Source organism: Paracoccus aminovorans (assembly GCF_001546115.1).
Lineage (GTDB): Bacteria > Pseudomonadota > Alphaproteobacteria > Rhodobacterales > Rhodobacteraceae > Paracoccus > Paracoccus aminovorans_B.
In genome coordinates this window covers 258,788-279,700 of the sequence record NZ_KQ955211.1, presented here as the reverse complement: position 1 = coordinate 279,700, position 20,913 = coordinate 258,788, and the positions used below count along the sequence as shown (strand labels likewise).

At 69.5% G+C, this 20,913-nt stretch carries 33 protein-coding genes and 1 pseudogene; 24 read left to right on the top strand and 10 right to left on the bottom strand.

Annotation, left to right across the window (positions count from 1 at the left end):
• Positions 1–120 precede the first annotated feature (120 nt).
• The 14 genes and pseudogenes from ASV56_RS23840 to ASV56_RS24985 all read left to right on the top strand — a co-directional run bounded on the left by ASV56_RS23840 (position 121) and on the right by ASV56_RS24985 (position 5,935).
• The gene (locus tag ASV56_RS23840) at positions 121–414 is read left to right on the top strand and encodes an HD domain-containing protein (RefSeq protein ID WP_156429273.1); all 294 of its coding nucleotides are present in this window, start codon (positions 121–123) and stop codon (positions 412–414) included.
• Positions 314–1,072 carry an HD domain-containing protein gene (locus tag ASV56_RS24995; protein ID WP_367577169.1) on the top strand — a complete coding sequence of 253 codons (759 nt, stop codon included), beginning with the start codon at positions 314–316 and terminating at the stop codon, positions 1,070–1,072. The genes ASV56_RS23840 and ASV56_RS24995 overlap by 101 nt, the downstream gene beginning before the upstream one ends.
• The gene (locus ASV56_RS23835; RefSeq protein WP_156429272.1) at positions 988–1,284 is read left to right on the top strand and encodes a hypothetical protein; all 297 of its coding nucleotides are present in this window, start codon (positions 988–990) and stop codon (positions 1,282–1,284) included. Before ASV56_RS24995 ends, ASV56_RS23835 begins: the two co-directional genes overlap by 85 nt.
• A 21-nt stretch (positions 1,285–1,305) precedes the next feature.
• A complete protein-coding gene (locus ASV56_RS23830; protein ID WP_156429271.1) occupies positions 1,306–1,674 on the top strand; it encodes a DEAD/DEAH box helicase family protein in 369 nt (122 codons plus the stop codon).
• Positions 1,671–1,859, top strand: coding sequence for a hypothetical protein (locus tag ASV56_RS21520; RefSeq protein ID WP_062564005.1), 189 nt, complete (start codon positions 1,671–1,673; stop codon positions 1,857–1,859). Before ASV56_RS23830 ends, ASV56_RS21520 begins: the two co-directional genes overlap by 4 nt.
• Before the next feature lie 194 nt (positions 1,860–2,053).
• On the top strand, positions 2,054–2,176 hold the full coding sequence (locus ASV56_RS24855) for a hypothetical protein (RefSeq protein WP_301336105.1): 123 nt from the start codon (positions 2,054–2,056) through the stop codon (positions 2,174–2,176).
• A 282-nt stretch (positions 2,177–2,458) separates the two neighbouring features.
• Entirely contained in the window at positions 2,459–2,626 is a 168-nt protein-coding gene (locus ASV56_RS23825) for a hypothetical protein (RefSeq protein ID WP_156429270.1), read from the top strand.
• Positions 2,627–2,898: 272 nt separating this feature from the next.
• A complete protein-coding gene (locus ASV56_RS21515) occupies positions 2,899–3,126 on the top strand; it encodes a hypothetical protein (protein WP_062564004.1) in 228 nt (75 codons plus the stop codon).
• A gap of 186 nt (positions 3,127–3,312) precedes the next feature.
• Positions 3,313–3,567: a hypothetical protein gene (locus ASV56_RS21510; protein WP_062564003.1), complete on the top strand. Its 255-nt coding sequence runs from the start codon at positions 3,313–3,315 to the stop codon at positions 3,565–3,567.
• 419 nt (positions 3,568–3,986) lie between these two features.
• Complete coding sequence (locus tag ASV56_RS21505; RefSeq protein WP_062564002.1) at positions 3,987–4,256, top strand: hypothetical protein; 270 nt, start codon at positions 3,987–3,989, stop codon at positions 4,254–4,256.
• Positions 4,257–4,343: 87 nt separating this feature from the next.
• The gene (locus tag ASV56_RS24725) at positions 4,344–4,538 is read left to right on the top strand and encodes a type I-E CRISPR-associated protein Cas7/Cse4/CasC (RefSeq protein WP_253880226.1); all 195 of its coding nucleotides are present in this window, start codon (positions 4,344–4,346) and stop codon (positions 4,536–4,538) included.
• 167 nt (positions 4,539–4,705) lie between these two features.
• Positions 4,706–5,191, top strand: coding sequence for a type I-E CRISPR-associated protein Cas7/Cse4/CasC (gene cas7e / locus ASV56_RS24720; RefSeq protein WP_156429269.1), 486 nt, complete (start codon positions 4,706–4,708; stop codon positions 5,189–5,191).
• 157 nt (positions 5,192–5,348) lie between these two features.
• Positions 5,349–5,507 (top strand): annotated as a pseudogene (locus ASV56_RS24990) (type I-E CRISPR-associated protein Cas5/CasD); the annotation flags it as partial.
• A complete protein-coding gene (locus tag ASV56_RS24985) occupies positions 5,486–5,935 on the top strand; it encodes a type I-E CRISPR-associated protein Cas5/CasD (RefSeq protein ID WP_367577172.1) in 450 nt (149 codons plus the stop codon). The pseudogene ASV56_RS24990 and the gene ASV56_RS24985, both read left to right, overlap by 22 nt.
• On the opposite strand, the gene ASV56_RS24710 is transcribed toward ASV56_RS24985, so the two are convergent.
• Entirely contained in the window at positions 5,847–6,509 is a 663-nt protein-coding gene (locus ASV56_RS24710) for an ATP-binding cassette domain-containing protein (RefSeq protein WP_253880231.1), read from the bottom strand. The two genes, ASV56_RS24985 and ASV56_RS24710, sit on opposite strands and share 89 nt — an antisense overlap.
• Before the next feature lie 360 nt (positions 6,510–6,869).
• Between ASV56_RS24710 and ASV56_RS21490 the strand changes: the two genes are divergently transcribed.
• From ASV56_RS21490 to ASV56_RS21450, 9 genes are all read left to right on the top strand, one after another.
• Positions 6,870–7,556: an urease accessory protein UreD gene (locus tag ASV56_RS21490; RefSeq protein WP_172823804.1), complete on the top strand. Its 687-nt coding sequence runs from the start codon at positions 6,870–6,872 to the stop codon at positions 7,554–7,556.
• Positions 7,557–7,563: 7 nt separating this feature from the next.
• On the top strand, positions 7,564–7,866 hold the full coding sequence (locus ASV56_RS21485; RefSeq protein ID WP_062563999.1) for an urease subunit gamma: 303 nt from the start codon (positions 7,564–7,566) through the stop codon (positions 7,864–7,866).
• Between the two features lie 14 nt (positions 7,867–7,880).
• Positions 7,881–8,435 (top strand): HupE/UreJ family protein, encoded by a 555-nt coding sequence (locus ASV56_RS21480; protein WP_062563998.1) that lies wholly within the window; start codon positions 7,881–7,883, stop codon positions 8,433–8,435.
• Positions 8,436–8,446: 11 nt separating this feature from the next.
• Entirely contained in the window at positions 8,447–8,752 is a 306-nt protein-coding gene (locus ASV56_RS21475; protein ID WP_062564067.1) for an urease subunit beta, read from the top strand.
• Positions 8,752–10,443, top strand: a complete 1,692-nt coding sequence (ureC, locus tag ASV56_RS21470) for an urease subunit alpha (RefSeq protein WP_062563997.1) — start codon at positions 8,752–8,754, stop codon at positions 10,441–10,443. Before ASV56_RS21475 ends, ureC begins: the two co-directional genes overlap by 1 nt.
• Positions 10,444–10,445: 2 nt before the next feature.
• Positions 10,446–10,922, top strand: coding sequence for an urease accessory protein UreE (locus ASV56_RS21465; protein WP_062563996.1), 477 nt, complete (start codon positions 10,446–10,448; stop codon positions 10,920–10,922).
• The gene (locus ASV56_RS21460; protein WP_082724962.1) at positions 10,882–11,541 is read left to right on the top strand and encodes an urease accessory protein UreF; all 660 of its coding nucleotides are present in this window, start codon (positions 10,882–10,884) and stop codon (positions 11,539–11,541) included. The genes ASV56_RS21465 and ASV56_RS21460 overlap by 41 nt, the downstream gene beginning before the upstream one ends.
• A complete protein-coding gene (gene ureG, locus ASV56_RS21455) occupies positions 11,538–12,182 on the top strand; it encodes an urease accessory protein UreG (protein ID WP_062563995.1) in 645 nt (214 codons plus the stop codon). The genes ASV56_RS21460 and ureG overlap by 4 nt, the downstream gene beginning before the upstream one ends.
• Positions 12,183–12,256: 74 nt before the next feature.
• Entirely contained in the window at positions 12,257–13,063 is an 807-nt protein-coding gene (locus ASV56_RS21450) for a non-homologous end joining protein Ku (RefSeq protein WP_062563994.1), read from the top strand.
• On the opposite strand, the gene ligD is transcribed toward ASV56_RS21450, so the two are convergent.
• The 4 genes from ligD to ASV56_RS21430 form a co-directional block, all read right to left on the bottom strand.
• Positions 13,060–15,591, bottom strand: a complete 2,532-nt coding sequence (gene ligD, locus ASV56_RS21445) for a DNA ligase D (RefSeq protein WP_062563993.1) — start codon at positions 15,589–15,591, stop codon at positions 13,060–13,062. The genes ASV56_RS21450 and ligD overlap by 4 nt on opposite strands.
• Positions 15,592–15,720: 129 nt before the next feature.
• Positions 15,721–15,903 carry a DUF3008 family protein gene (locus ASV56_RS21440; RefSeq protein ID WP_062563992.1) on the bottom strand — a complete coding sequence of 61 codons (183 nt, stop codon included), beginning with the start codon at positions 15,901–15,903 and terminating at the stop codon, positions 15,721–15,723.
• A 4-nt stretch (positions 15,904–15,907) separates the two neighbouring features.
• Positions 15,908–16,117, bottom strand: coding sequence for a hypothetical protein (locus ASV56_RS21435; RefSeq protein WP_018001463.1), 210 nt, complete (start codon positions 16,115–16,117; stop codon positions 15,908–15,910).
• A 21-nt stretch (positions 16,118–16,138) separates the two neighbouring features.
• Positions 16,139–16,435 (bottom strand): hypothetical protein, encoded by a 297-nt coding sequence (locus ASV56_RS21430; protein WP_062563991.1) that lies wholly within the window; start codon positions 16,433–16,435, stop codon positions 16,139–16,141.
• A gap of 149 nt (positions 16,436–16,584) precedes the next feature.
• Between ASV56_RS21430 and ASV56_RS21425 the strand changes: the two genes are divergently transcribed.
• Positions 16,585–17,427: a non-homologous end joining protein Ku gene (locus ASV56_RS21425; RefSeq protein WP_062563990.1), complete on the top strand. Its 843-nt coding sequence runs from the start codon at positions 16,585–16,587 to the stop codon at positions 17,425–17,427.
• Positions 17,428–17,461: 34 nt separating this feature from the next.
• Here ASV56_RS21425 and ASV56_RS21420 read toward each other — a convergent pair whose 3' ends face one another.
• From ASV56_RS21420 to ASV56_RS21400, 5 genes are read right to left on the bottom strand one after another with little or no spacing between them, the layout of a single operon-like run.
• Complete coding sequence (locus ASV56_RS21420) at positions 17,462–18,223, bottom strand: ABC transporter ATP-binding protein (RefSeq protein ID WP_253880224.1); 762 nt, start codon at positions 18,221–18,223, stop codon at positions 17,462–17,464.
• Positions 18,223–19,239 carry a FecCD family ABC transporter permease gene (locus tag ASV56_RS21415; protein ID WP_082724967.1) on the bottom strand — a complete coding sequence of 339 codons (1,017 nt, stop codon included), beginning with the start codon at positions 19,237–19,239 and terminating at the stop codon, positions 18,223–18,225. Before ASV56_RS21415 ends, ASV56_RS21420 begins: the two co-directional genes overlap by 1 nt.
• Positions 19,205–20,236, bottom strand: a complete 1,032-nt coding sequence (locus tag ASV56_RS21410) for an iron ABC transporter substrate-binding protein (RefSeq protein WP_062563988.1) — start codon at positions 20,234–20,236, stop codon at positions 19,205–19,207. Before ASV56_RS21410 ends, ASV56_RS21415 begins: the two co-directional genes overlap by 35 nt.
• Positions 20,233–20,694, bottom strand: coding sequence for a tRNA (N6-threonylcarbamoyladenosine(37)-N6)-methyltransferase TrmO (gene tsaA / locus ASV56_RS21405; protein ID WP_062563987.1), 462 nt, complete (start codon positions 20,692–20,694; stop codon positions 20,233–20,235). Before tsaA ends, ASV56_RS21410 begins: the two co-directional genes overlap by 4 nt.
• Complete coding sequence (locus ASV56_RS21400) at positions 20,687–20,896, bottom strand: TOBE domain-containing protein (protein WP_062563986.1); 210 nt, start codon at positions 20,894–20,896, stop codon at positions 20,687–20,689. The genes tsaA and ASV56_RS21400 overlap by 8 nt, the downstream gene beginning before the upstream one ends.
• Between the last annotated feature and the right edge of the window lie 17 nt (positions 20,897–20,913).

The following is a 20,913-nucleotide window of genomic DNA, read 5'->3' as shown; positions in this document are numbered from 1 at the left end:
TCTGGGGATCTTTCAGTGAATGCCGCCAGGGGCGAATTCTCGGCGGTTAAAATGATCCGCAATATTTCCCTGCAAAGTTCACAGCTGTGAACAGTCTGCCTGCTGGTCAAAGAATATTCCATGCGCGAACCCTGGGGAAAGCCCGACCTGCCGACGGGTGGTAGCCACCACCTGATTTATCACAGCGCGGATGTCGCCGCTGTGGTACACGAGCTGCTGCTGTTGCCAAGCTTTCGATCCCGCCTGGAAGCAGCCGCCGGGGTGCGCGTAGACGATGACGGCATCGCCTGCCTGGCCGCGCTGGCCTTCCTGCATGATGTCGGCAAGCTGGCCCCGCCTTTCAGGCCAAGGGCTGGCCGGCCGGCCATGGCATCCCGCCGCGCGATCACCTGCGCTGCGGATGGCGCTGGTTGAGCGGGAGGAGCCCGACAATGGCCTGGATGGCAACGCCGTGCATATCGTCCGCTGGCCGGGGATCCAGGAATGGTTCAAGGTGCTGTTCGCTCATCACGGGCAGCCCATCGCTGAACCGCCCGAAAGCTGGGCGACGGCGGCGTTCAACGATCCCATCGATTACAGCTGGAAAGCGTCCGAGCCCCAGATGGGACGGGCGATGTCGGCCTGGTTTCCCGAGAGTGCCGCGGCCGCTCCACTCGAGCCGGTTCCGCGGCTGGCCCATCATTCTGCGGGCTTGCTGGCGCTGGCCTACTGGATCGGCTCGGATCGCGGCATATTGGCTTCGTGCCGGATTACGACCGAGGCTATTATGCCAGGGTGCGCGCTGGCCCGCGCCTGGCTGCGGACGATCCAACTTGATACGACCTTGGCCAGCCTGCGTGGCGGCGCGGATTGGAAGCTGCTGTCCGACCATCGCCAACCGCGCCCGGCCAGCAGAAGCTGGCAGAAATGCCGCTGGACTAAACCCTGGTCATCCTCGAGGCCGAGACCGGCTCGGGCAAGACCGAGGCGGCATTGTGGCGCTTTGCCATGCTGTATCAGGCCGGGGCGGTGGACAGCCTTTACGTCGCCGTCCCGACCAGGGCCGCCGCACGGCAGTGGCAAGGCAGGGTGAATCAGGCGCTGAAGCGGATGTTCGCCGAACCTACGCCCGAGGCGGTGCTGGCCATCCCCGGCCAGATGCTGGCGGGCGAGGCGCGCGACATCCGGCTGCCCGACTTCAGGACGCGCTGGGACGATGGCGAAAACCGGCGCGGTGGGCGGCGGAACATGCAACGCGCTTCCTTGCGGCCCAGATCGCCGTCGGCGCCGTGGACCAGGCGATGATGGCCGGCCTGCAGGTCAAGCATGCGCATATGCGCGGCGCTGGCCCGGTCGCTGCTGGTCATCGACGAGGTGCATGCCTCGGACAGCTGGATGACCCGGATCCAGAAAAGAATGGTGGATGCGCAATGCGCGCTTGGCGGGCACACCTTGCTGATGTCTGCTACGCTGGGTGCGTCCGCAAGGGCAGGCTGGCGCGGGGGTGCCTTGCCCAGCTTCGACCAGGCGCGGCGCGAGCCTTATCCTGCTGTCTGGACGCGCCGTGATTGCCACCCGGTTACTGCGGATCCGCGCCTGAAAACTGTTGCGTTGCAGGCGCTTGACCGCTGGAGTCGGGCAGACGCGGCCGAACTGGCGCTGGCTGCGGCGGGCAGGGCGCCCGCGCGCTTGTGATCCGCAACACCGTCGATCACGCCCGGGAAACCTGGCGCGCCTGCGTTGATGCATCGCCGGAACTGGTGCTGGCGCTGAACGGCATCCCGGACATGAACCGCGCGCTGGTCGAGGCTGCCACCCATCCCGCGCAGCTTGAGGCGATTGCGCGGCAAACCGCTGGGAAAGCTATCTGCGCCGCATGACCGGCAGCGCCCTGGCCCAGACAGGGCGCCGAACTGGTCATCCTGGACCGGGCGCGGCCTTTTCCCGACAGCTTTCCGTCGGATGAGGCGGTGCGCATCCGGAGGGGCGAGGAAGGCGTGATCCTGACCTTGCCGGACGGAACCATCGGCCCGTTTGGGCGCCCATCGCCCGGCTGGCCTTGCCGGTGCATTGGTTGCGCGGCATGACCGGCGAGGGCAAGGTCACGGTGGACCCCGGCGCGGTCCTGACAGTCTGCACAGAGGAACAGCGCTTCTCCTATGGACCGGATGGGGTGTCGCGCGAAGAAATCGATTGACCGGATCAACGCAAGGAAAAACTGATGGAGGTATTTCGGGAGCGAGTATCAATGCTATCGGTTTCAGTGCGTTCCGAGCATTCTCGGAATAGTCCCAGTTTGCTCTTCTCCGGGGCAATTTCCCCGATCACTCGGGGCTTGCGATGAAACACGACCTGCTGCACGATCCGCTTATCGAAACGATGCGGGCATGTTCAGCCTGCCGGGGCTGCTTGCCGCGATGGCAGCGGGCAGGGTGAGCCGTTTCCGGCGCTGCGGCCGCATCAGCGCCCGGCCTGGCCCATGTTCCTGATGCAGCTTGGCGTCATGGCGCTGGACAGGGCGGGGCTGGCCTCGATCCCCGAGGACGAGGCCGTCTGGTGCGCGGCTTTGCGCCATCTGACGCGGGATTTTCCCGATGATGCGCCTGCATCTGGTCGTCGATACGCCGCGCAACCGGGCTTCATGTAGCCTTCTGGCCCCGGCGTCTGAAATGGACCGAGGTTCCGACGCCCGATGCGCTGACATGGTCATCACCTCGCTCAGTCATGACCTCAAAAGCGAAGTTGCGCAGAATGCCGTGCCCCAGGACTGGATCTTTGCGCTGGTCAGCCTTCAAACGATGGAGGGGTTAGGCGGCGCGGGGCATTATGGCGTGGCGCGGATGAACGGTGGATCGTCCTCGCGCGCCATGCTGGCCCTGGCGCCGGCGGGGCAGGGCAGGCGGGTCGGAAAAACCTGCATTGCTGCGGTGTCTGCCTTGGCTCGAAGGCCGGGCGCTGACGCTGGATCAGCTGCACCCTCTGGCCCTTGAGATCTGCCGGCGCGTGCGGTTGCAGAACGGGTTGCGCGCGCTTCGCGCCACATCCGCCCGGGTCGAGGCCAAGGCGTCCAAGGGCATGACCGGCGACCCCTGGGCGCCGGTCCGTGTCGCTGAGACCAAGGCGCTGACGCTGGGCGTGCAGGACTGAGCCTACAAGCTGATTTGCGAACTCTATTTCAGCGGCACCTGGGCTCGTCCCCCTGCTGGCCGAGCCGGGTCCGGACGAAGGGGCGGCCGACATGCTGCTGATCGCCGAGGCCTTTGCCCGCGGCAATTCCAAGACGGACGGCTTCAAGTCGCGGGTCATCCCGGTGCCCAGGCGGTCAGAAAGACCATGCTGGGCAGCGAGGCGGTCGAACTGGCCGAAGCCCAGATTGAGTTGGTGAAGCAGGTAGACAGCGCCCTGCGCGAGGCGCTGGCGCTGATCAGCGCCCAAGGCGAGCGGGATAAGGTCGGCAAGGCGGATTACGCCCGGACAACTCCCGCCCGCGATGCGCTGCAAGCGCGCGCCGATGCGCCGTTCTTTCCTGCGCTCTGGGGCAAGCTGGCGGCGGGCTGGGCAGCCGGAATGTCGTCCACGCCCGGCTGATGCGCGACTTGGCCTCGGCGGCGCGGGGCGTGTTCGAACGTGCCGCGCCGGGCATCCCCTGCGCCTCGATCATGCGGCCGCGGGCCGTGGCACGGGGCAGGGCGGCGCTGAACCGGGCATCGCCGCGATCTTCAAGGAAGCCGACATGACAGAGATCGAACATGCCTGAGCCCAGCGACTCCGTGGACACCTGCGCCTGCGTCATCGCCGCCGCCCTTGCTGTTGCTGACAGCGGCGACCGGGCCGCAGCCCGCCGCATGGGCCCCGAGGGCAGCGCATTCTCCTGGCGATGGTTGCCCGCCACGGCATCACCCGCGGCGAAGAGGACAAATGGCGCCGCATCACCAAGCTGTTGGCGCTGCTGACCCCCCGCCAGCGCGACCGGGGCCCGGCGCCGGGCCGGGCGGAAATTCGGCGCCGTGCTGGCCGATGGCGGCGCGGAAACGGCGCGGCTGGACAAGCCCGCCCTGTCGGAACAGCGCCTGGCCCGGCTGCTGGCCGCGCGCGGCCCGGCGCGGCTGGACGCCATCGAGCGCGCCATCCACGCCTTGGCCCGCCAGCAACCCTGCATCCGTGCGCCCAGCCTGGCCTGGGCCGTCCTACGCGAGGACGGCCGCGACATTGCGCGCGACTATTACGCCCGGCTTGACCGCCGATCCGAACAAAAGCCCGAGGATACCGATGACTGACCCCCGTTTCCTGCAGATCCATTTCATGGCCCTATACTGCCGCGCTGCTGAACCGCGACGATGCCGGGCTGGCCAAACGCCTGCCCTATGGCGGGGCATCTGCGCACCCGCATCAGCTCGCAATGCCTCAAGCGGCATTGGCGGCTGGCGGACGATCCGCATGCGCTCGACCGGATCGACGGCGCGGATGCGGCCTGCCGTTCGCGCGAGATCATCGAGCGCAAGGCGCCTGGCGAGGGCGTGCCGGTGACACGATCACGGAAATCCGCGAGGTGTTGCTGAAGGCGGTCTATGGCGACAGGGCACCGACAAGAAATCCCGCCAGACGCTGCTGCTGGCGAAGTCGAGGTGGCCTATCTGACGCAGGCCGCGCAGGCGAACGGCGATCCGAAACAGGCAAGGAGGTTGCCGCCGAGTGGTTCAAGACCTACAAGGCCAATCTCAAGGCCATGGGCGAGGGGGCGAAGCTGCCCGGCGGTCTGGTGGGCGCGCTGGTCGGGCGCATGGTCACCTCCGACCCGCGCGCCAATATCGAGGCGGCGGTGCATGTCGCCCATGCCTTTACCGTCCATGCGGAAGAGACGGAAAGCGACTATTTCATCGCCGCCGACGATCTGGCGCGTGACGAGGAAACCGGCGCCGACACCATCCAGGAAACCGAACTGATCTCGGGCCTGTTCTGTGGTTACGTCGTCGTGGACCTGCCGGCGCTGATCGACAACCTGGGTGGCGACCGGCGCCTGGCGGGCGAGGTGCTGCACAACCTGGTCTATCTGGTGGCCGAGATCTCGCCGGGCGCGAAGCTGGGCTCGACCGCACCCTACAGCCAGGCGTCGTTCCCGCTGCTCGAGGCAGGTGACCGCCAGCCGCGGTCGCTGGCCGAGGCGTTCCGCGACCCGGTCCGCCCGACACCGCGCAGGCGGTCGCGGCGCTGAGCGATCACCTTGCCGCGCTGGACGCTGCCTATGCCACCGGAGAGCAGCGCCGCGTGATGACGCTGGTGAACCGCGACCTGTCTGGCGCCGCACGCGGCACGCTGGCCGAGTTGGCGCAGTTCGCCGGCGGGCTGCCCACCGCGGTTCCGATGCCGGCATGACGCACCGCTGGCTGCACTTGCGCCTGGCTTCGCCGCTGATGGCCTTCGGTGGCGTGACCATCGACCATGTCGGCATCATGCGCGAGTTTCCCTCGGCCTCGGCGCTGACGGGGCTCTTTGGCAATGCGCTCGGCTGGCAGCGTCACCAGGGCGCCGAGCATCAGGCCCTGCAGGACCGGCTGGTCTTTCCCGCGCTGTCGCGGGGGCGATTTCCTGGATCATCACCGACAACCAGAATGCGCGCCCTTATGAGGGTGAACCAGCGTGGACGACATCTGGAGAGCCCGAGTGCAGAAACAAGGGGAGCCGCTATTCGAACCCCGCTGTCAAAACCCAGATTGGCAACGAAACCGGCAGAAAGTGGATAACGCACCACCGCCGGCGCGACTATCTGGCCGATCACGAAACCCGCGTCGTGCTGCGGCTGGCAGCGGGACAGGGGCTTTCGCTCGATGAGCTGGCGCAGGCGCTGGACCGCCCGGCGCGACCGCTGTTCATCGGGCGCAAGCCCTGCATGCCCTCGGCCCGGCTGGTCCAGGCTGGACCACGGCCGACAGCGCCCACCAGCCCCTGCAATCGCTGAACCTGGCCGGCCGCGCCCTGTGGCTGGACGAGGGGCAGGCCCATCCGCGCGCCCTGCGTCTGGACATTCCCGACACCCGCAACTGGGTCTCGGGCCTGCATGGCGGCACGCGCATCGTCTGGCAGGGAGATCTGGCATGAGCCTGCACCTGGTCGAAATGCCGCTGCCGACGCTGAACCGCTGGGCCGGGCCGCGCGCGCGCGGCGCCTTTGACGAAGGGCTGGCGCTGCATCACCTGCTGGCCGAGGTGTTCGGCGCCGCCGCGCTGCAACCCTTCCGCCTGCTGGTGGCGCCGCGCGTCCAGACGGGCACGCTTTATGCCTATGCCGCTCGCCCGGCCGAGGCGCTGCACCCAGCGCGGCGCCAGCATGATGTTCTGGCCGACGGTCAGGTGCGGGAACAGGTTGTAGCTCTGGAAGACGATGCCCACGTCCAGGTGCAGGGCGCGCAGCTGGGACCGGGTGACGTCGTGGTGCAGGTGGTGATTGCAGACGGTGATCTCGCCGCTGTTGATCTTTTCCAGCCCGTTGATGCAGCGCAGCGCCGTGCTTTTCCCCGATCCGCTGCGGCCGATGATGGCGACCGCGCTGCCCGGAGCGACGTCGAAGCCGGCCCGGTCGGCGCGCCGGCCTTCAGCACCCGCGCATCATGCGCGCGCGCCCCATTGGCCGCGCGTTTCGCGAAAGATCAAAAATTGCGCAGCCTACCTTGAAATCAGGCAATTCCGGCCGCGGACCCGGCGCGCGCCGTCGCCCCTGCCGCGCCGCCGATTGACCCCCGGCGGTATTCCGGTCCTGGTCGGGGCAGGCAAATTCGGGACCGGCTCATGGCATGCGACCAGCCCAATCCTGTCCAGGCGCTTCCGCGCAGTTTCGGGGCAGTTCATCTTGCGCGGGCCGGGGGCCGGCTGCTGCGGCTGCATCAGCAGGGCTGCATGAAGATCCTGCTGCCGCGCGGCCGCGCCGAGGCGGTGGTGGTGAACACCGCGGGCGGCATCACCGGCGGCGACCGCCTGGCGGTCCGGATCGAGGCGGGCCGCGACGAGGCGCTGACCGTGACCACGCAGGCCGCCGAGCGGGTCTATCGCAGCGCGGGCGGGACAGGGCAGGTCGACAACGAGCTGACGCTGGCACAGGGCGCGCGGCTTGACTGGCTGCCGCAGGAAACCATCCTTTACGAAGGCTCGTCCCTGGCGCGGCGGCTCAGCGTGCGGATGGCGGCGGGCGCCACGCTGCTGGCGCTGGAAAGCCTGGTCTTCGGGCGCGCGGCGCATGGAGAGACGCTGCGCCATGTCAGCCTGCGCGACCAGTGGCGGATCTGGCGCGACCAGCGCCTGATCCATGCCGAGGCGGTGCGGCTGGACGCGATGCCCGCCAGCGACGCGACCCTGGCCGGGATCGGCGCCAGCGCGACGCTGGTCGTGGTCGCCGCGGCGGCCGAGGATGCCTGCGAGACGGCCCGCGCCCTGGTGCCCGAGGGCGCCGTGGCCGGCGTCACGGCGCTGCCGGGGATGCTGGTCGCGCGCTTCCTGGCGCCCAGCTCGCAGGCGCTGCGGGCGGCGCTGATCCCGATGATCCGGCATTTCCGCGCGGGACCGCCGCCGCGCGTCTGGCAACTCTGAGGCTCTGATGAACCTGACCCCCCGCGAAAAGGACAAGCTGCTGGTCGCCATGGCCGCGATCGTCGCGCGCAATCGCAAGGCGCGCGGCCTCAGGCTGAACCATCCCGAGGCCGTCGCCCTGATCACCGACGCCGTGGTCGAGGGCGCGCGCGACGGGCGCAGCGTGGCCGAGCTGATGTCGCACGGCGCCGAGATCCTGCGCGCGGAGGATTGCATGGAGGGCGTGCCCGCCATGATCCCCGAAATCCAGGTCGAGGCGACATTCCCCGACGGCACCAAGCTGGTGACCGTCCACCACCCCATTCGCTGAGGAAAGCCATGCCCATGCGGAAAACCCTTGCCGTCCTTTTGCCGCTGGCGCTGCCCGGCGCGGCCCTTGCCCATCCCGGCCATGTGACCGGGGCGCCCTTCGCGGCGGGCTTTGCCCACCCTTTGGGCGGCAGCGATCACCTGCTGGCGATGGTGGCGATCGGCCTGTGGGCGGCAAGCCTGGGCGGGCGGGCGGTCTGGGCGCTGCCGCTGGCCTTCGTCTCGGCGATGATCGCGGGCGGCGCGCTGGGTGCGGCGCATCTGGCGCTGCCGCTGGTCGAGCCGATGATCCTGGCCTCGAGCATCCTTCTCGGGGCCGTCGTCGCCCTGGCGCTGCGGCCGCCGGTGCATCTGGTGCTGCCCGTGGTGGCGGTCTTCGGGGTGATGCACGGCTATGCCCATGGCGCCGAGGGGCCGGGCCACGGGTTTGCGGCCTATGTGGCGGGCTTCGCGCTCGCCACCGGCGCGCTGCACCTGGCCGGCATCGCACTGGGACGGCTGGCGCTGGTGCGCTGGCTGGGGGCCGCGACCGCCGCGGCGGGGCTCGTGGTCGCGGCGGTGCAGGGATGACGCGCGCTTCCCTGATCCCCGGCGAGATCATCGCCGCCGCGGGCGAGATCGTGCTGAACGCGGGCCGCAGCGCCGTCACCCTAACCGTCGCCAATACCGGCGACCGCCCGGTGCAGGTCGGCAGTCATTACCACTTTGCCGAGACCAACCCGGCGCTGGATTTCGACCGCGCGGCGGCCCGCGGCATGCGGCTCGACATTGCCTCGGGCACGGCGATCCGCTTCGAGCCGGGCCAGACCCGCGACGTGGCCCTGATCCCGTTCTCCGGGGCGCGCCGGGTCTACGGTTTCCGCGCCGGCGTGATGGGAGAGCTCTGATGCCCGCAACCCTGTCCCGCGCCGACTATGCCGCGATCTATGGCCCGACCACCGGCGACCGGGTGCGGCTGGCCGATACCGACCTGATCATCGAGGTCGAACGCGATCTGACCACCTATGGCGAAGAGGTGAAGTTCGGCGGCGGCAAGGTCATCCGCGACGGCATGGGCCAGTCGCAGAAAAGCCGGGCCGAGGGCGCGATGGACACGGTCATCACCAATGCGCTGATCGTCGATGCCTCGGGCATCTACAAGGCGGATGTGGGGCTGAAGGGCGGCCGCATCGCCGTGATCGGCAAGGCGGGAAACCCCGACATCCAGCCCGGCGTCGACGTGCTGATCGGCCCCGGCACCGAGATCATCGCGGGCGAGGGCCGCATCCTGACCGCGGGCGCCATGGACGCGCATATCCATTTCATCTGCCCGCAGCAGATCGACGACGCGCTGCATTCGGGCATCACCACCATGCTGGGCGGCGGCACCGGCCCGGCGCATGGCACGCTGGCCACGACCTGCACCCCCGGCCCCTGGCATATCGGCCGCATGATGCAGGCCGCCGATGCCTTGCCGATGAACCTGGCCTTTGCCGGCAAGGGCAATGCCGCGCAGCCCGCCGCGCTGGAGGAACAGGTCCGCGCCGGGGCCTGCGCGCTGAAGCTGCACGAGGACTGGGGCACCACGCCCGCCGCCATCGACTGCTGCCTGTCGGTCGCCGACCGCATGGACGTGCAGGTGATGATCCATACCGATACGCTGAACGAATCCGGCTTTGTCGAGGACACCATCGCCGCCATCGCCGGCCGCACCATCCACGCCTTTCACACCGAAGGGGCGGGCGGCGGCCATGCGCCCGACATCATCCGGGTCGCGGGGCTGGCGAATGTCATCCCCTCCTCGACCAACCCGACGCGGCCCTTCACCGTCAACACGATGGAGGAACATCTGGACATGCTGATGGTCTGCCATCACCTGGACCGTTCCATCCCCGAGGACATCGCCTTTGCCGAATCGCGCATCCGGCGCGAGACCATCGCGGCCGAGGACATCCTGCACGACCTGGGCGCAATGTCGATCATCTCCTCCGACAGCCAGGCCATGGGCCGGGTGGGCGAGGTGCTGATCCGGACCTGGCAGACCGCCCACAAGATGCGCCGGCAAAGGGGCAAGCTGGGCGAGGGCCCCGCCGACAATTTCCGCGTCCGCCGCTATATCGCGAAATACACCATCAACCCGGCCGTGGCGCATGGGCTGAGCCACGAGATCGGCTCGGTCACGCCCGGCAAGCGGGCCGACCTGGTGCTGTGGAACCCGGCGTTCTTCGGGGTGAAGCCAGAGATGGTGCTGCTGGGCGGCAGCATCGCCATGGCGCAGATGGGCGATCCCAACGCCTCGATCCCGACGCCGCAGCCGGTGCATTCGCGGCCGATGTTCGGGGCATTCGGCCGCTCGGTCGAACGCAGCGCGGCGATCTTTGTCAGCCGCGACGCGGAACTGGATCACCTGGGGCTGGCCAAGGACAGGGTCGCCGTCCAGGGCACCCGCGGCATCGGCAAGGCCGACATGGTGCTGAATGACGCGACGCCAAAGATCACCGTCGATCCCGAGACCTATGAGGTTCGCGCCGATGGCGAACTTCTGACCTGCCAGCCGGCCGAGTCCCTGCCGATGGCGCAACGCTATTTCCTGTTCTGAAGATGAAAGCCACATCCGTCCTTCACCCCCCGCTTGCCAGCACCCCCATCGACCGGGTCGAGCTGGATTACGACGCGCGCTTCCTGCGCCGCAAATTGCTGCGCACCGCCCTGGGCAGCGATCTGCTGGTGGACCTGCCCAAGGTGACGGCGCTGGCGCATGGCGACGCGCTTTTGACCGACGCCGGGCTGATCGAGATCGCCGCCGCCGAGGAACCCGTCTTGATCGTCACTGGCGACCTGCCGCGCCTGGCCTGGCATATCGGCAACCGCCACACGCCCTGCCAGATCGAGCCGTTCCACCTGGTCATTCGCGCCGATCACGTCCTGCGCGCGATGCTGGTCGGCATTGGCGCCACCCTGGCCGAGGCGCGCCGCCCCTTCACGCCCGAGGGCGGCGCCTATGGTCCGGCGCAGGTGATGGGCCACGACCACGGCCATGCGCATGGGCCCGGGCACCACCATCATCATCATGGCTGAGATCGCCGGGCTGCAGCGCCTGTTCGCCTGGCTGTCCCCGGCCTATCCGGTCGGCAGCTTCGCCTATTCCCATGGCATCGAGCAGGCCATCGCCGATGGCTGGCTGGCCGATGCGCAGGACGTGCAGGGCTGGCTGGCGGATCTCCTGCGCCACGGCGCCGGCCGCAACGACGCCATCCTGCTGGCCCATGCCTGGCGGGGCGAGGATGTCGCCGATCTGGCGCTGGCCCTGTCGGGCTGTGCCGAGCGGCGGCGCGAAACCCTTGAGCAGGGGGCCAGCTTCGCCCGCACCGCATCGGCCATCGACGGGCCCTTGTCGGCGGCGCCCTATCCGGTCGTCCTGGGGCAGGCCGCGGCCCGCGCGGGGGTAGCGCTGCCCGAAACGCTGGCGATCTTCCTGCAGGCCTTTGTCGCCAACCTGGTCACGGCCTGCGTCAAATCCGTGCCCATCGGTCCGACCGACGGCCAGCGCGTGCTGTCGGCCCTGATGCCGCTGATCCGCGACATCGCGGCCGAGGCGCAGGCCGCGACGCTGGACGACCTGGGCGGCTGCGCCTTCCGCGGCGACCTGTGCGCCATCCGCCACGAAACCCATCAGCCAAGGATCTATCGCACATGACCAGCCCGAACGGCCCCCTGCGCATCGGCATCGGCGGCCCGGTCGGCGCGGGCAAGACCCGCCTGACCGAGGCCCTGTGCCGCGCCCTGTCGCAAGACCTCTCGGTCGCGGCGATCACCAACGACATCTATACGCGCGAGGATGCCGAATACCTGATGCGCGTGCAGGCGCTGCCGATCGAGCGCATCCGCGGCGTCGAGACCGGCGGCTGCCCGCATACCGCGATCCGCGAGGATTGCTCGATCAACCTGGCGGCGGTCGAGGATCTGCGCCGCTGCTTTCCCGATCTGGACGTGGTGCTGATCGAATCGGGCGGCGACAACCTGTCGGCCACCTTCTCGCCCGAACTGGCCGACCTGACCGTCTATCAGATCGATTGCGGCATGGGCGACGACATTCCGCGCAAGGGCGGGCCGGGGGTCACCCGCTCGGACCTGCTGGTGGTCAACAAGATCGACATCGCCGAGGCGGTGGGCTGCGACCGCGACCGCATGGCCCGCGACGCGGCGCGGCAGCGGGGCGCGCGTCCGGTGCGCTTCTGCTCGCTGCGCACCGGCGAGGGCGTGGCCGAGATCGTGGCCGAAATCCGCAGGCTGGGCGGATTGGCCGCGCCGCCCGCCTGCGGACCCTCTGGACGCTGACGCGATGGCCCGGGCGGGAACATTGCGCGGCCTTCGCCGTTGATCCCAAACCGCCCCCACGCAAGAAAACCCCGATGGCGCCGCGTTCGTTCTGGAAGGGCTATCTGAAGCTCTCGCTCGTCACCTGCCCGGTGGCGATGACCCCCGCCACCAGCGAGGGCGAGAAGGTGCGTTTCCATACCCTGAACGCCAGGACCGGCCATCGCATCGCCAGCCGCTATATCGATGCCGGGACCGGCAAGCCGGTGGCGGATGAGGACCAGGTCAGCGGCTATCCCCGGGGCGAGGACGAATATGTCATGCTGGAGGCGGACGAGATCGCCTCGCTGGCCCTGGAAAGCACCCGCACCATCGACATCGAGATGTTCGTGCCCGCGGATTCCATCGGCTGGATCTGGTATGACAAGCCGCATTACCTGACCCCGGACGATGCCATCGGCGAAGAGGCGTTTTGCGTGATCCGCGACGCCATGGCGGCGACCGCCACGGTCGGCATCGCGCGGCTGGTGCTTTATCGGCGCGAGCGGGCGGTGCTGCTGGAGCCGCGCGACAAGGGCATCGTGCTCTGGACCCTGCGCTATGGCGACGAGGTGCGGCCCGAGGCGGATTATTTCGCAGGCATCGAACCCGGCAAGGTCGATCCGGCGGCGCTGAAGCTGGTGACGCGGCTGATCGACGACCGCACCACGGCCTGGGATCCGGCCATGGTCGCCGATCCGGTCCAGGACAAGCTGCTGGAGATCATCGCCGCCAAGACCAAGGCCCGCAAGCGCAGCGCCAAGCCCGCCGCCGAGAAGCCCGCGCCGCGCAGCAATGTCGTCGACATCATGGACGCGCTGAAGAAAAGCATCGCGGCGGAAAAGAAGCCCAAGGGCCGCTAGCGCGCCTTGGGCAAGGGCGCCGCGGCGGCGCGAAAGCCGTCCCAGGGATCGGCCGAAAGCTGTGCCAGGCGGGTCGGCATGTTCTGAAGCGTGAACCAGGCCGGGCCGGGCAGCTCGTCCAGTTCCTCCCAGCCCAGCGGGGCCGAGACGGCGGCGCCGGGCCGGGCGCGCGTGGAATAGGCTGCGACGGCGGTCGCGCCGCGCTGGTTGCGCAGATAGTCGATCAGGATCTTGCCGCGCCGCTTGGCCTTGCTGATGGTCGAGACGTAAAGCTCGGGCTCCTCGGCCGCCATCGCATCGGCCATGGCCTTGGTGAAGGCCTTGATGGCCGGCCATTCCGCCCGGGGCTTCAGCGGCGCCACGACATGCAGCCCCTTGCCGCCCGAGGTCTTGACGAAGGCCGCAAGGCCCAGAGCGTTCAGCCGCTGGCGCAAGGCCCGCGCGGCGGCGACCACCGCGGACCAGGCCACGTCCTCGCCCGGGTCGAGGTCCATGGTGATGAGGTCCGGCCGCTCCCAGTCGGCCAGGGTCGAGCCCCAGGGATGGATCTCCAGCGTCGCGGATTGCACCAGGCCCATCAGCCCGTCCAGATCCTCGATGGCGATCAGCGGCTCGCCCTTCGGATCCTGGGGATCCTGCACTTGCAGGACATGCGGGCTGATGCCCTTCCAGGCGTGTTTCTGGAAGAATTTCTCGCCCGCGATGCCGTTCGGGCAACGCAGCAGCGCCAGCGGCCGGCCGGTGATCCAGGGCGCGATCTGGCGCCAGACCTCGGCGTAATAATCGGCCAGTCCTTCCTTGGTGATGCCCTCGTCGGGCCAATAGACGCGGTCGGGATGGGTCAGCCGCACCCGGCGGCGTTGCGGGGCCGGCGGCTTGGCGGTGGGCTTGGCTTCGCGCGTGATCTCCTCGGGCGGCTTGTCCTCGCGCAATCCGCGAAACGAGGCGTGGCGCAGGTGGCCGTCGGCGGTCCAGGCGCGGAACTCGACCTCGGCCACCAGCTCGGGGCGGACGAAGCGGGCCTGGCGCGATTCCTCGGCGGTCAGGCGCGCGGCGAAGGGGCTTTCGGGGATGCGCAGCCGTTCGAGGCGCTGGAACAGGTCCTCGGCCACGGTGGCGGAAAAGCCGGTGCCGACCCGGCCGACATGGTCGAGCTGGCCGCCGTCATAGACGCCCAGGATCAGCGAGCCGATGGCCTTGCGCGACACCGACGAGGGCACATAGCCGGCAATGACGAATTCCTGCCGGGCCGAGCATTTCGACTTGACCCAGGCCTTGCCGCGCCCGGCGCGATAGGGGCTGTCGGCCAGTTTCGAGACAATGCCTTCCAGGCTGAGCCGGCAGGCGTGGCGCAGCACCATCGCGCCGCTTTCCTGAAGATGGCTGCTGAAGCGCACAAGCCCACCGTCCGCGCCCAGCAGCGGCGCCAGCAGCGCCTTGCGCTGGACCAGCGGCACGGCGGTCAGGTCATAGCCGTCCAGATACATCAGGTCGAAGGCGTAGAAAGCAAAGCGGTCCGTGCGCTCGGCGCTGAGATCCGCCTGCAGGGCCGAGAAATCCGAGGCGCCGGCGTCGGTTTCGACCACCAGCTCGCCGTCGATCACCGCCTCGCCCAAGGGCAGGCCGGCCAGCGCCGCCGGCAGCGCCTTGCCGAAGCGCGAGGTCCAGCCCAGCCCGCTGCGGGTCAAGAGCTTAACCCGCCCGGCCTGGATGCGGGCTTGCAAGCGGTAGCCGTCGAACTTGATCTCGTGCAGCCAGCGTTCGCCGCTGGGCGCCTTCGCAACCAGCGTGGCGAGCATCGGCGGCACGAAGTCCGGCATCGCCGCCTTGCGCGCGCCCTTGACGGCGGCAAGGTCCAGATCCGGGGGCGCGGCTTCCGGCGCCGGCTCGGGCTTGGTTTCAGGCTTGGCAGCGGTCTTGGCTGTCTTGCGGATGCGCCCGGTTTTCGAGGACCAGCCCGGCGCCTCGCCGGCGACATCGGCGATGTGGCGGCCGGTCTTGACCGACTCCGGGCGCTCGTCAAGGATGTCGGGGGCGTCCTCGGGCCGGGCAAAATCGTCCTCGCCCTTGATCAGCAGCCAGTTCTCGCGCTTTTCGCGGGGCTTGCCGCGCATGCGGATCAGATGCCAGCGGCCGTGCAGCTTTTCGCCCTCGAGCGAGAATTCCATATGCCCCTTGGCATAGCCCTGATGCGGGTCGCCGATCGGGGTCCAGCTGCCGCGATCCCACAGGATCACGGTGCCGCCGCCGTATTCGCCCTTGGGTATCGTGCCCTCGAAATCGCCGTATTCCAGCGGGTGATCCTCGACATGCACGGCCAGGCGCTTTTCGCCGGGCACCAGGCTGGGCCCCTTGGCGACGGCCCAGCTTTTCAGCACGCCGTCCAGTTCCAGCCGGAAATCGTAATGCAGACGGCGCGCGGCATGCTTCTGGATCACGAAGGCTTGACCCGTCTTGCGGCGCCGGCCGCCGCGCGGTTCGGGCGTGGCGGTGAAATCGCGCTTCTCGCGATAGGTTTCCAGCGCCATGCTCAGCGTCCCCGGAATGGATCGGAGCGTGCCATGCGGGATGTTCCCTTTCTGCTCGCAATGATCCAGTCAACGGCCGGCGCTGGGGTTTGTTCCCGCAGGGCGGGGCCGTCCGCCCCGCCGCCGGTGTCAATCCTTGTGCTCGGGCTTGCCCTTGCGCTTGGTGCTGGCGAGTTCTTCCAGCTCCTTCTCGGACATCGAGTCATACATCTGCCGCGATGCCTCGTGCAGCTCGCCCTTGGCGGTGTCGCCGCGCTTGGCGGACAGCGCCGCGCCGGCCGCCTTTTGCTGGGCCTTGGACTTGGCGGGCATGGCGTTATTCCCCGCCGTTGGTGGCGCGGTCGTTCTGCCGGGCCTTGCGGTCGCCCGCCTCGCGGTTCTGGCCGCCGGCATTCGCCTCTTCGTCGGGGCGGCGCATCCGGCCGGGGTTCAGCGCCGGATCGGCATTGCCCATCTTCAGCGCCTGGGCTTTCTGCTGGACGTTGAACTTTTCGTTCTCTTCCTTCGGGTCGAATTTCTCGCCCATGGCCGTATCCTCCGTTTTCGATCAGTGGTGATGCTCGGGCAGGGCTTTCAGCTCGTCCTTGGTCCAGCGCGTCACCGCATGCACGGTGCCCTCGGTGTCCCGCATGAAATCGAGCTCGCGCGCCAGGATGCCCACCGGCTTGGCGCCGATGCCCAGGAAGCCGCCGACGTCGATGATGACCTGCGCCTCGCGGCCATTGCCGTGGACATGCGCGACATGGCCGATCTTTTCGTCGCCCGGGCCATAGATCGTGGCGCCGGTCAGCGTGTCCGGGGTCAGTTCCTGCTCCTGCAGGCGGATATGATGGCTGTGGTCCATTCCGATCGCTCCTTTCCTGTGGGGTAGGCAAGGGGAACCGTCCCGGGGCCGGGATGTTCCGTCACGCTGCCGTGATCCCGGGTGCGGGTCGCGCGGAACCCGGACCGCGGCCGGGCGTTGGCCCCAGGCGGATGCGGAGGATGCGAGCCATGGCCCCTCGGGCAGTCTGGAAAGGCCGGTTGCAGATCGCCGAACTGAGCTGCGCGGTGGCGCTGCATACGGCGGCCTCGACCTCCGAGCGGATCGGCTTTCACACCCTGAACCGCGCCACCGGCAACCGGGTCCGGCGCCAGTTCGTCGACGCCGAGACCGGCAAGCCCGTCGAAAGCGAGGATCAGGTCAAGGGCTATGCGCTGGCCAGCGGCGAATATGTCGTGCTGGACCCCGACGAGATCGCGGCGGCGGTGCCGGAAAGCGACAAGACATTGGCGGTGTCGGATTTCATCGCCTGCCAGGACATCGACGACACCTATTTCGACCGGCCCTATTACCTGACCCCGGCCGACCGGGCCGCGCAGGAGGCCTTTGCCCTGATCCGCGAGGGCATGGCGCGCCGCAAGGTGGCGGCGCTGGCGCGGGCGGTGCTGTTTCGGCGCGTGCGCACGGTGCTGATCCGCGCCGACGATGCCGGCATGATCGCGACGACGCTGAACTTCGACCACGAGGTGCGCCCCGCCGCCGAGGTGTTCCGCGACATTCCCGCCCGGCGCATCAAGGGCGAGATGCTGGAGCTGGCCGAGCATATCATCAAGACCAAGATGGGCGAATTCGACATCTCGGGCTTCGACGACCGCTATGACGCGGCGCTGGCCGAGCTGGTCAAGGCCCGGATCGAGGGCCGCAAGATCACCCCCCGGAAACCCGCTCCGCGCGAGAATGTCGTGGACCTGATGACGGCGCTGCGCGAAAGCGCGGGGGTGGCGAAGAAGGCGTCCTCCTCGCGCAAGGCCCCGGCGGGGAAAAAGCCGGCACCGCGCCGGAAAAGCGGCTGATCGGCCCCGGGTGCCACGGCATGCGGCGACGATCTCAGTGGAAATGCAGTCGCCCGTCCGCGGTCTCGGTGCGGCCTATGGCGATGCCGTAGAGCCGCGACAGGTTTGCCGCCGTCATCACCTCGGGCGCCGGGCCCAGGGCCAGAACGCCGGCGCGGTTCACCAGCAGCACCTCGTCGGCCAGGGCCGCGGCATGGTCGGGGTCGTGGCTGGACAGGATGACGCCGTGCCCGGCATCGGCAAGGCGGCGGATCGCCTGGCCGACCTGGCGGCGGTTGGCGAAGTCGAGGCTGGCGGTCGGCTCGTCCATGACCAGCGCCGCCGCGTCCTGCGCCAGCGCCCGGGCGATCAGCACCAGCTGGCGCTGCCCGCCCGACAGAAGCGCCAGATCGGCCGTGGCCAGGTCGGCGATGCCCAGATCCTGCATCGCGGCCATGGCGCGGGCGGTCTCGGGCCTGCCGGGGCGGGCGAATGCGCCCAGCCGGGCGGCGGCGCCCATCAAGACGATGTCGCGGGCGGTGAAGGCAAAGGGATTGGCCAGCGCCTGCGGCACATGCGCAAGCCGCGCCGCGATCTGGCGGCGCGACAGCCGGTCGATCGGATCGGCGCCCAGCAGCACCTGGCCCGAGGCCGCCGGGATCAGCCCCAGGAGCGTGCGGAACAGCGTCGTCTTGCCGGCGCCGTTCGGCCCCAGCACGCAAAGCACCCGGCCGGGCGCCAGCCGGAAATCCACGCCCCGGATCAGCACCCGGTCGCCATGGCCCACGGCCAGGTCGCGGGCGGCCAGCAGCGGCATCATTCGCTCCACCCCCGCGCGCCGCGCGCCAGCAGGCCGACGAAGATCGGCGCGCCCAGCACGGCGGTTAGGATGCCCAGCGGCACCTCGATCTGGGCGATGTTGCGGGCGGCGGTGTCCACCAGCACCATGAAGCCCGCCCCGATCAGCACCGAGGCCGGCAGCAGCCGGTCGAAGCGCGGCCCGGTCAGGAGCCGCGCCGTATGCGGCACCATCAGCCCGACCCAGCCGATCACCCCGGCCATGGCGACGGCGGCCGCGGTCATCAGCGTGGCGCAGGCGATGACCAGAAGCCGCAGCCGGCCGGCGGGAATGCCCATGGCGCGTGCCTCGTCCTCGCCCATCGCCAAGAGCCCGATGCGCCAGCGCAGCGCCAGCAGCGGCAGCAGGCCGGCCAGCACGGCGGGCAGGGCGGCGATGTCGGGGCGCTTGATGCCGGCCAGGCTGCCCATCAGCCAGAAGGTGATCGCGGGCAATTGCTGCTCGGGGTCGGCCAGCAGCTTCACCAGCGCGATGCCGGCCCCGGCCAGTGCGCCGACGGCGATGCCGCACAGCACCATGACCAGCACCTGGCCCGTGCCGCGCAGCGCGAGGCTCAGCGCCAGTACCAGCCCGACCGTGGCAAGCCCGGTGCCGAAGCCCAGCATCTGGATCGCCATGACCGGCAGGCCCAGCAGGATCCCCAGCACCGCCCCGAAGCCCGCCCCGGCCGAAACCCCCAGGATGTCGGGCGAGACGAGCGGGTTGCGGAACACGGTCTGATAGGCCGCGCCGGCGGCGGCCAGCGCCGCGCCGACCAGGGCGGCGGCCAGCACGCGCGGCATGCGGATGTTCAGAAGCACCGTGACCGCCTGCGGGTCCGAGCGGTCGCCGCCGAGGATCGCCAGGATGCGGCCCGGCGGCAGGCCGTAGGGGCCAAGCGCCACGCCCAGCAACACCGCCGCCGCCAGCCCCGGCAGCAGCAGCGGCAGCAGGCTGCGCTCAGTCACCCAGCAGCGCCGAGACAGCGGCGGCATCGGGTCGCGGCCCATAAAACAGCTGGTAGAAATCGGCGATCTGGCCGTGCAGATCGCCCTTGGCGGCCTGGGGATACAGCTTGTGCGACAGCCAGATCACCCCGGCCAGCCGGTTGACCGAGGGCGGCGCATCGATGAAGCCGAAGGGCGCGGCCGGCGCCAGGTAGACCCGGCCCTGCGCCACCGCCGGAATGCTCTGCCATTCCGGCATCGTGGCGACATTCGCGGCGAAATCCGGATCGACGGCGATGATGACCTCGGGCGCCCAAGCCTGCACCTGCTCGGGCGAGACATTGGCCAGGCCGTCGCTGTCGGTCTGGGCGACGTTGGTGGCGCCGACGCGGGCGATGACCTCGGCATTGATCGAGTTGGGGCCGGCGGTCTCGGTGCCCTCGGGGCCGCGCGCGAAATAGACCCGGGGCCGCGCTTCAGCCGGGATCTCGGCCAGCATGGCGTCGAGGTCGGCCAGCGTGGTCTCGGCATAGCGGGCCAGCGCCTCGCCGCGCTCGGGCACGCCAAGCGCGCCGGCCATCTGCCGGATCGCCTGCGGCATCTGCGTGAAGCCGCCGTCGACCAGCACATAGGGCACGCCGGCCTGGTCCTGCACCCGCGCCGCCAGGTCGGCATAGGTCGCATTCACCGTGCCGTAATCGACGATCAGCTCGGGCCGGGTGGACAGAAGCACCTCGAGGTTCAGCGTGTCGCCCCTGCCGGTCAGGCGGCCGAGGGTCGGCAGGTCGGCGACCTCGGGGCGCAGGAAGGGCAGGTCCTGCGGCTTCAGCGGCCGGACCCAGCCGACCATCGCCTGCGGCTTCAGCGCGTAAAGCAGGGTCGCCGCCGGCGGTCCGGCGGCAAAGACCCGCGCCGGATTGGCCGGGACCGCGACCGCGCGTCCGGTCGCATCGGTGAAACGCGCCCCGTCCAGCGCCAGCGCCGGGCCGGCCGCCACCAGCGCGAGGATCAGGCCGGAGAGGCTCCGGCGGGTCAGGCGGATCATGCGAGGGCTCCGAACGCTGCCTTGATGTCGATGAGCGGGGTGCCGTCGAGGCAGTCGAGTCCGCGCACGGTCAGCACCGGCCCCCGCACCTCGATGAGCCGGACGACCGACGAGGCCACCGGGTTCGGCCGCACCGGAGAGCGCAGCGCGAAGGTGCCCGTCGCGCTGTCGCCGAACTTGGGATTTTGCAGCACCAGATCGCGGCGCGCCTGGTCCATCCAGTACAGGATCTGCAGGCGCTCCTGCGCCTCGATGCCGGTCAGCGCCGGCCCCCAGGGGTCGAACAGCTCGATCCGGCACGGCGGGCCGGCTTCGGCATCGCCGCGATGCGGGCAGTCGCCGCGCCGGGTCCAGGGGGTGCGGATGCGTCCGATGAACCACAGCCCGGCGTCAAAGCCCTGCGGCGTGCCGACGGCCTGCTCATGGGGCCTCAGCGCGTTTGCGTCGGCATCATTCATCCACGCCGACCATCACGTCCGAGGCCTTGATCACGGCCGAGGCGCGGCTGCCGACCTTGAGCCCCAGTTCCTTGACCGCGTCATTGGTGATCGAGGCGGTGACCACGCTGCCGCCCAGGTCGATGCGGACATGGCTGGTCACGGCGCCGGTCACGATCTCGGTCACGGTGCCGGGCAGGACGTTTCTTGCGCTGAGTTTCATGGCAGTTCCTTTCCAGA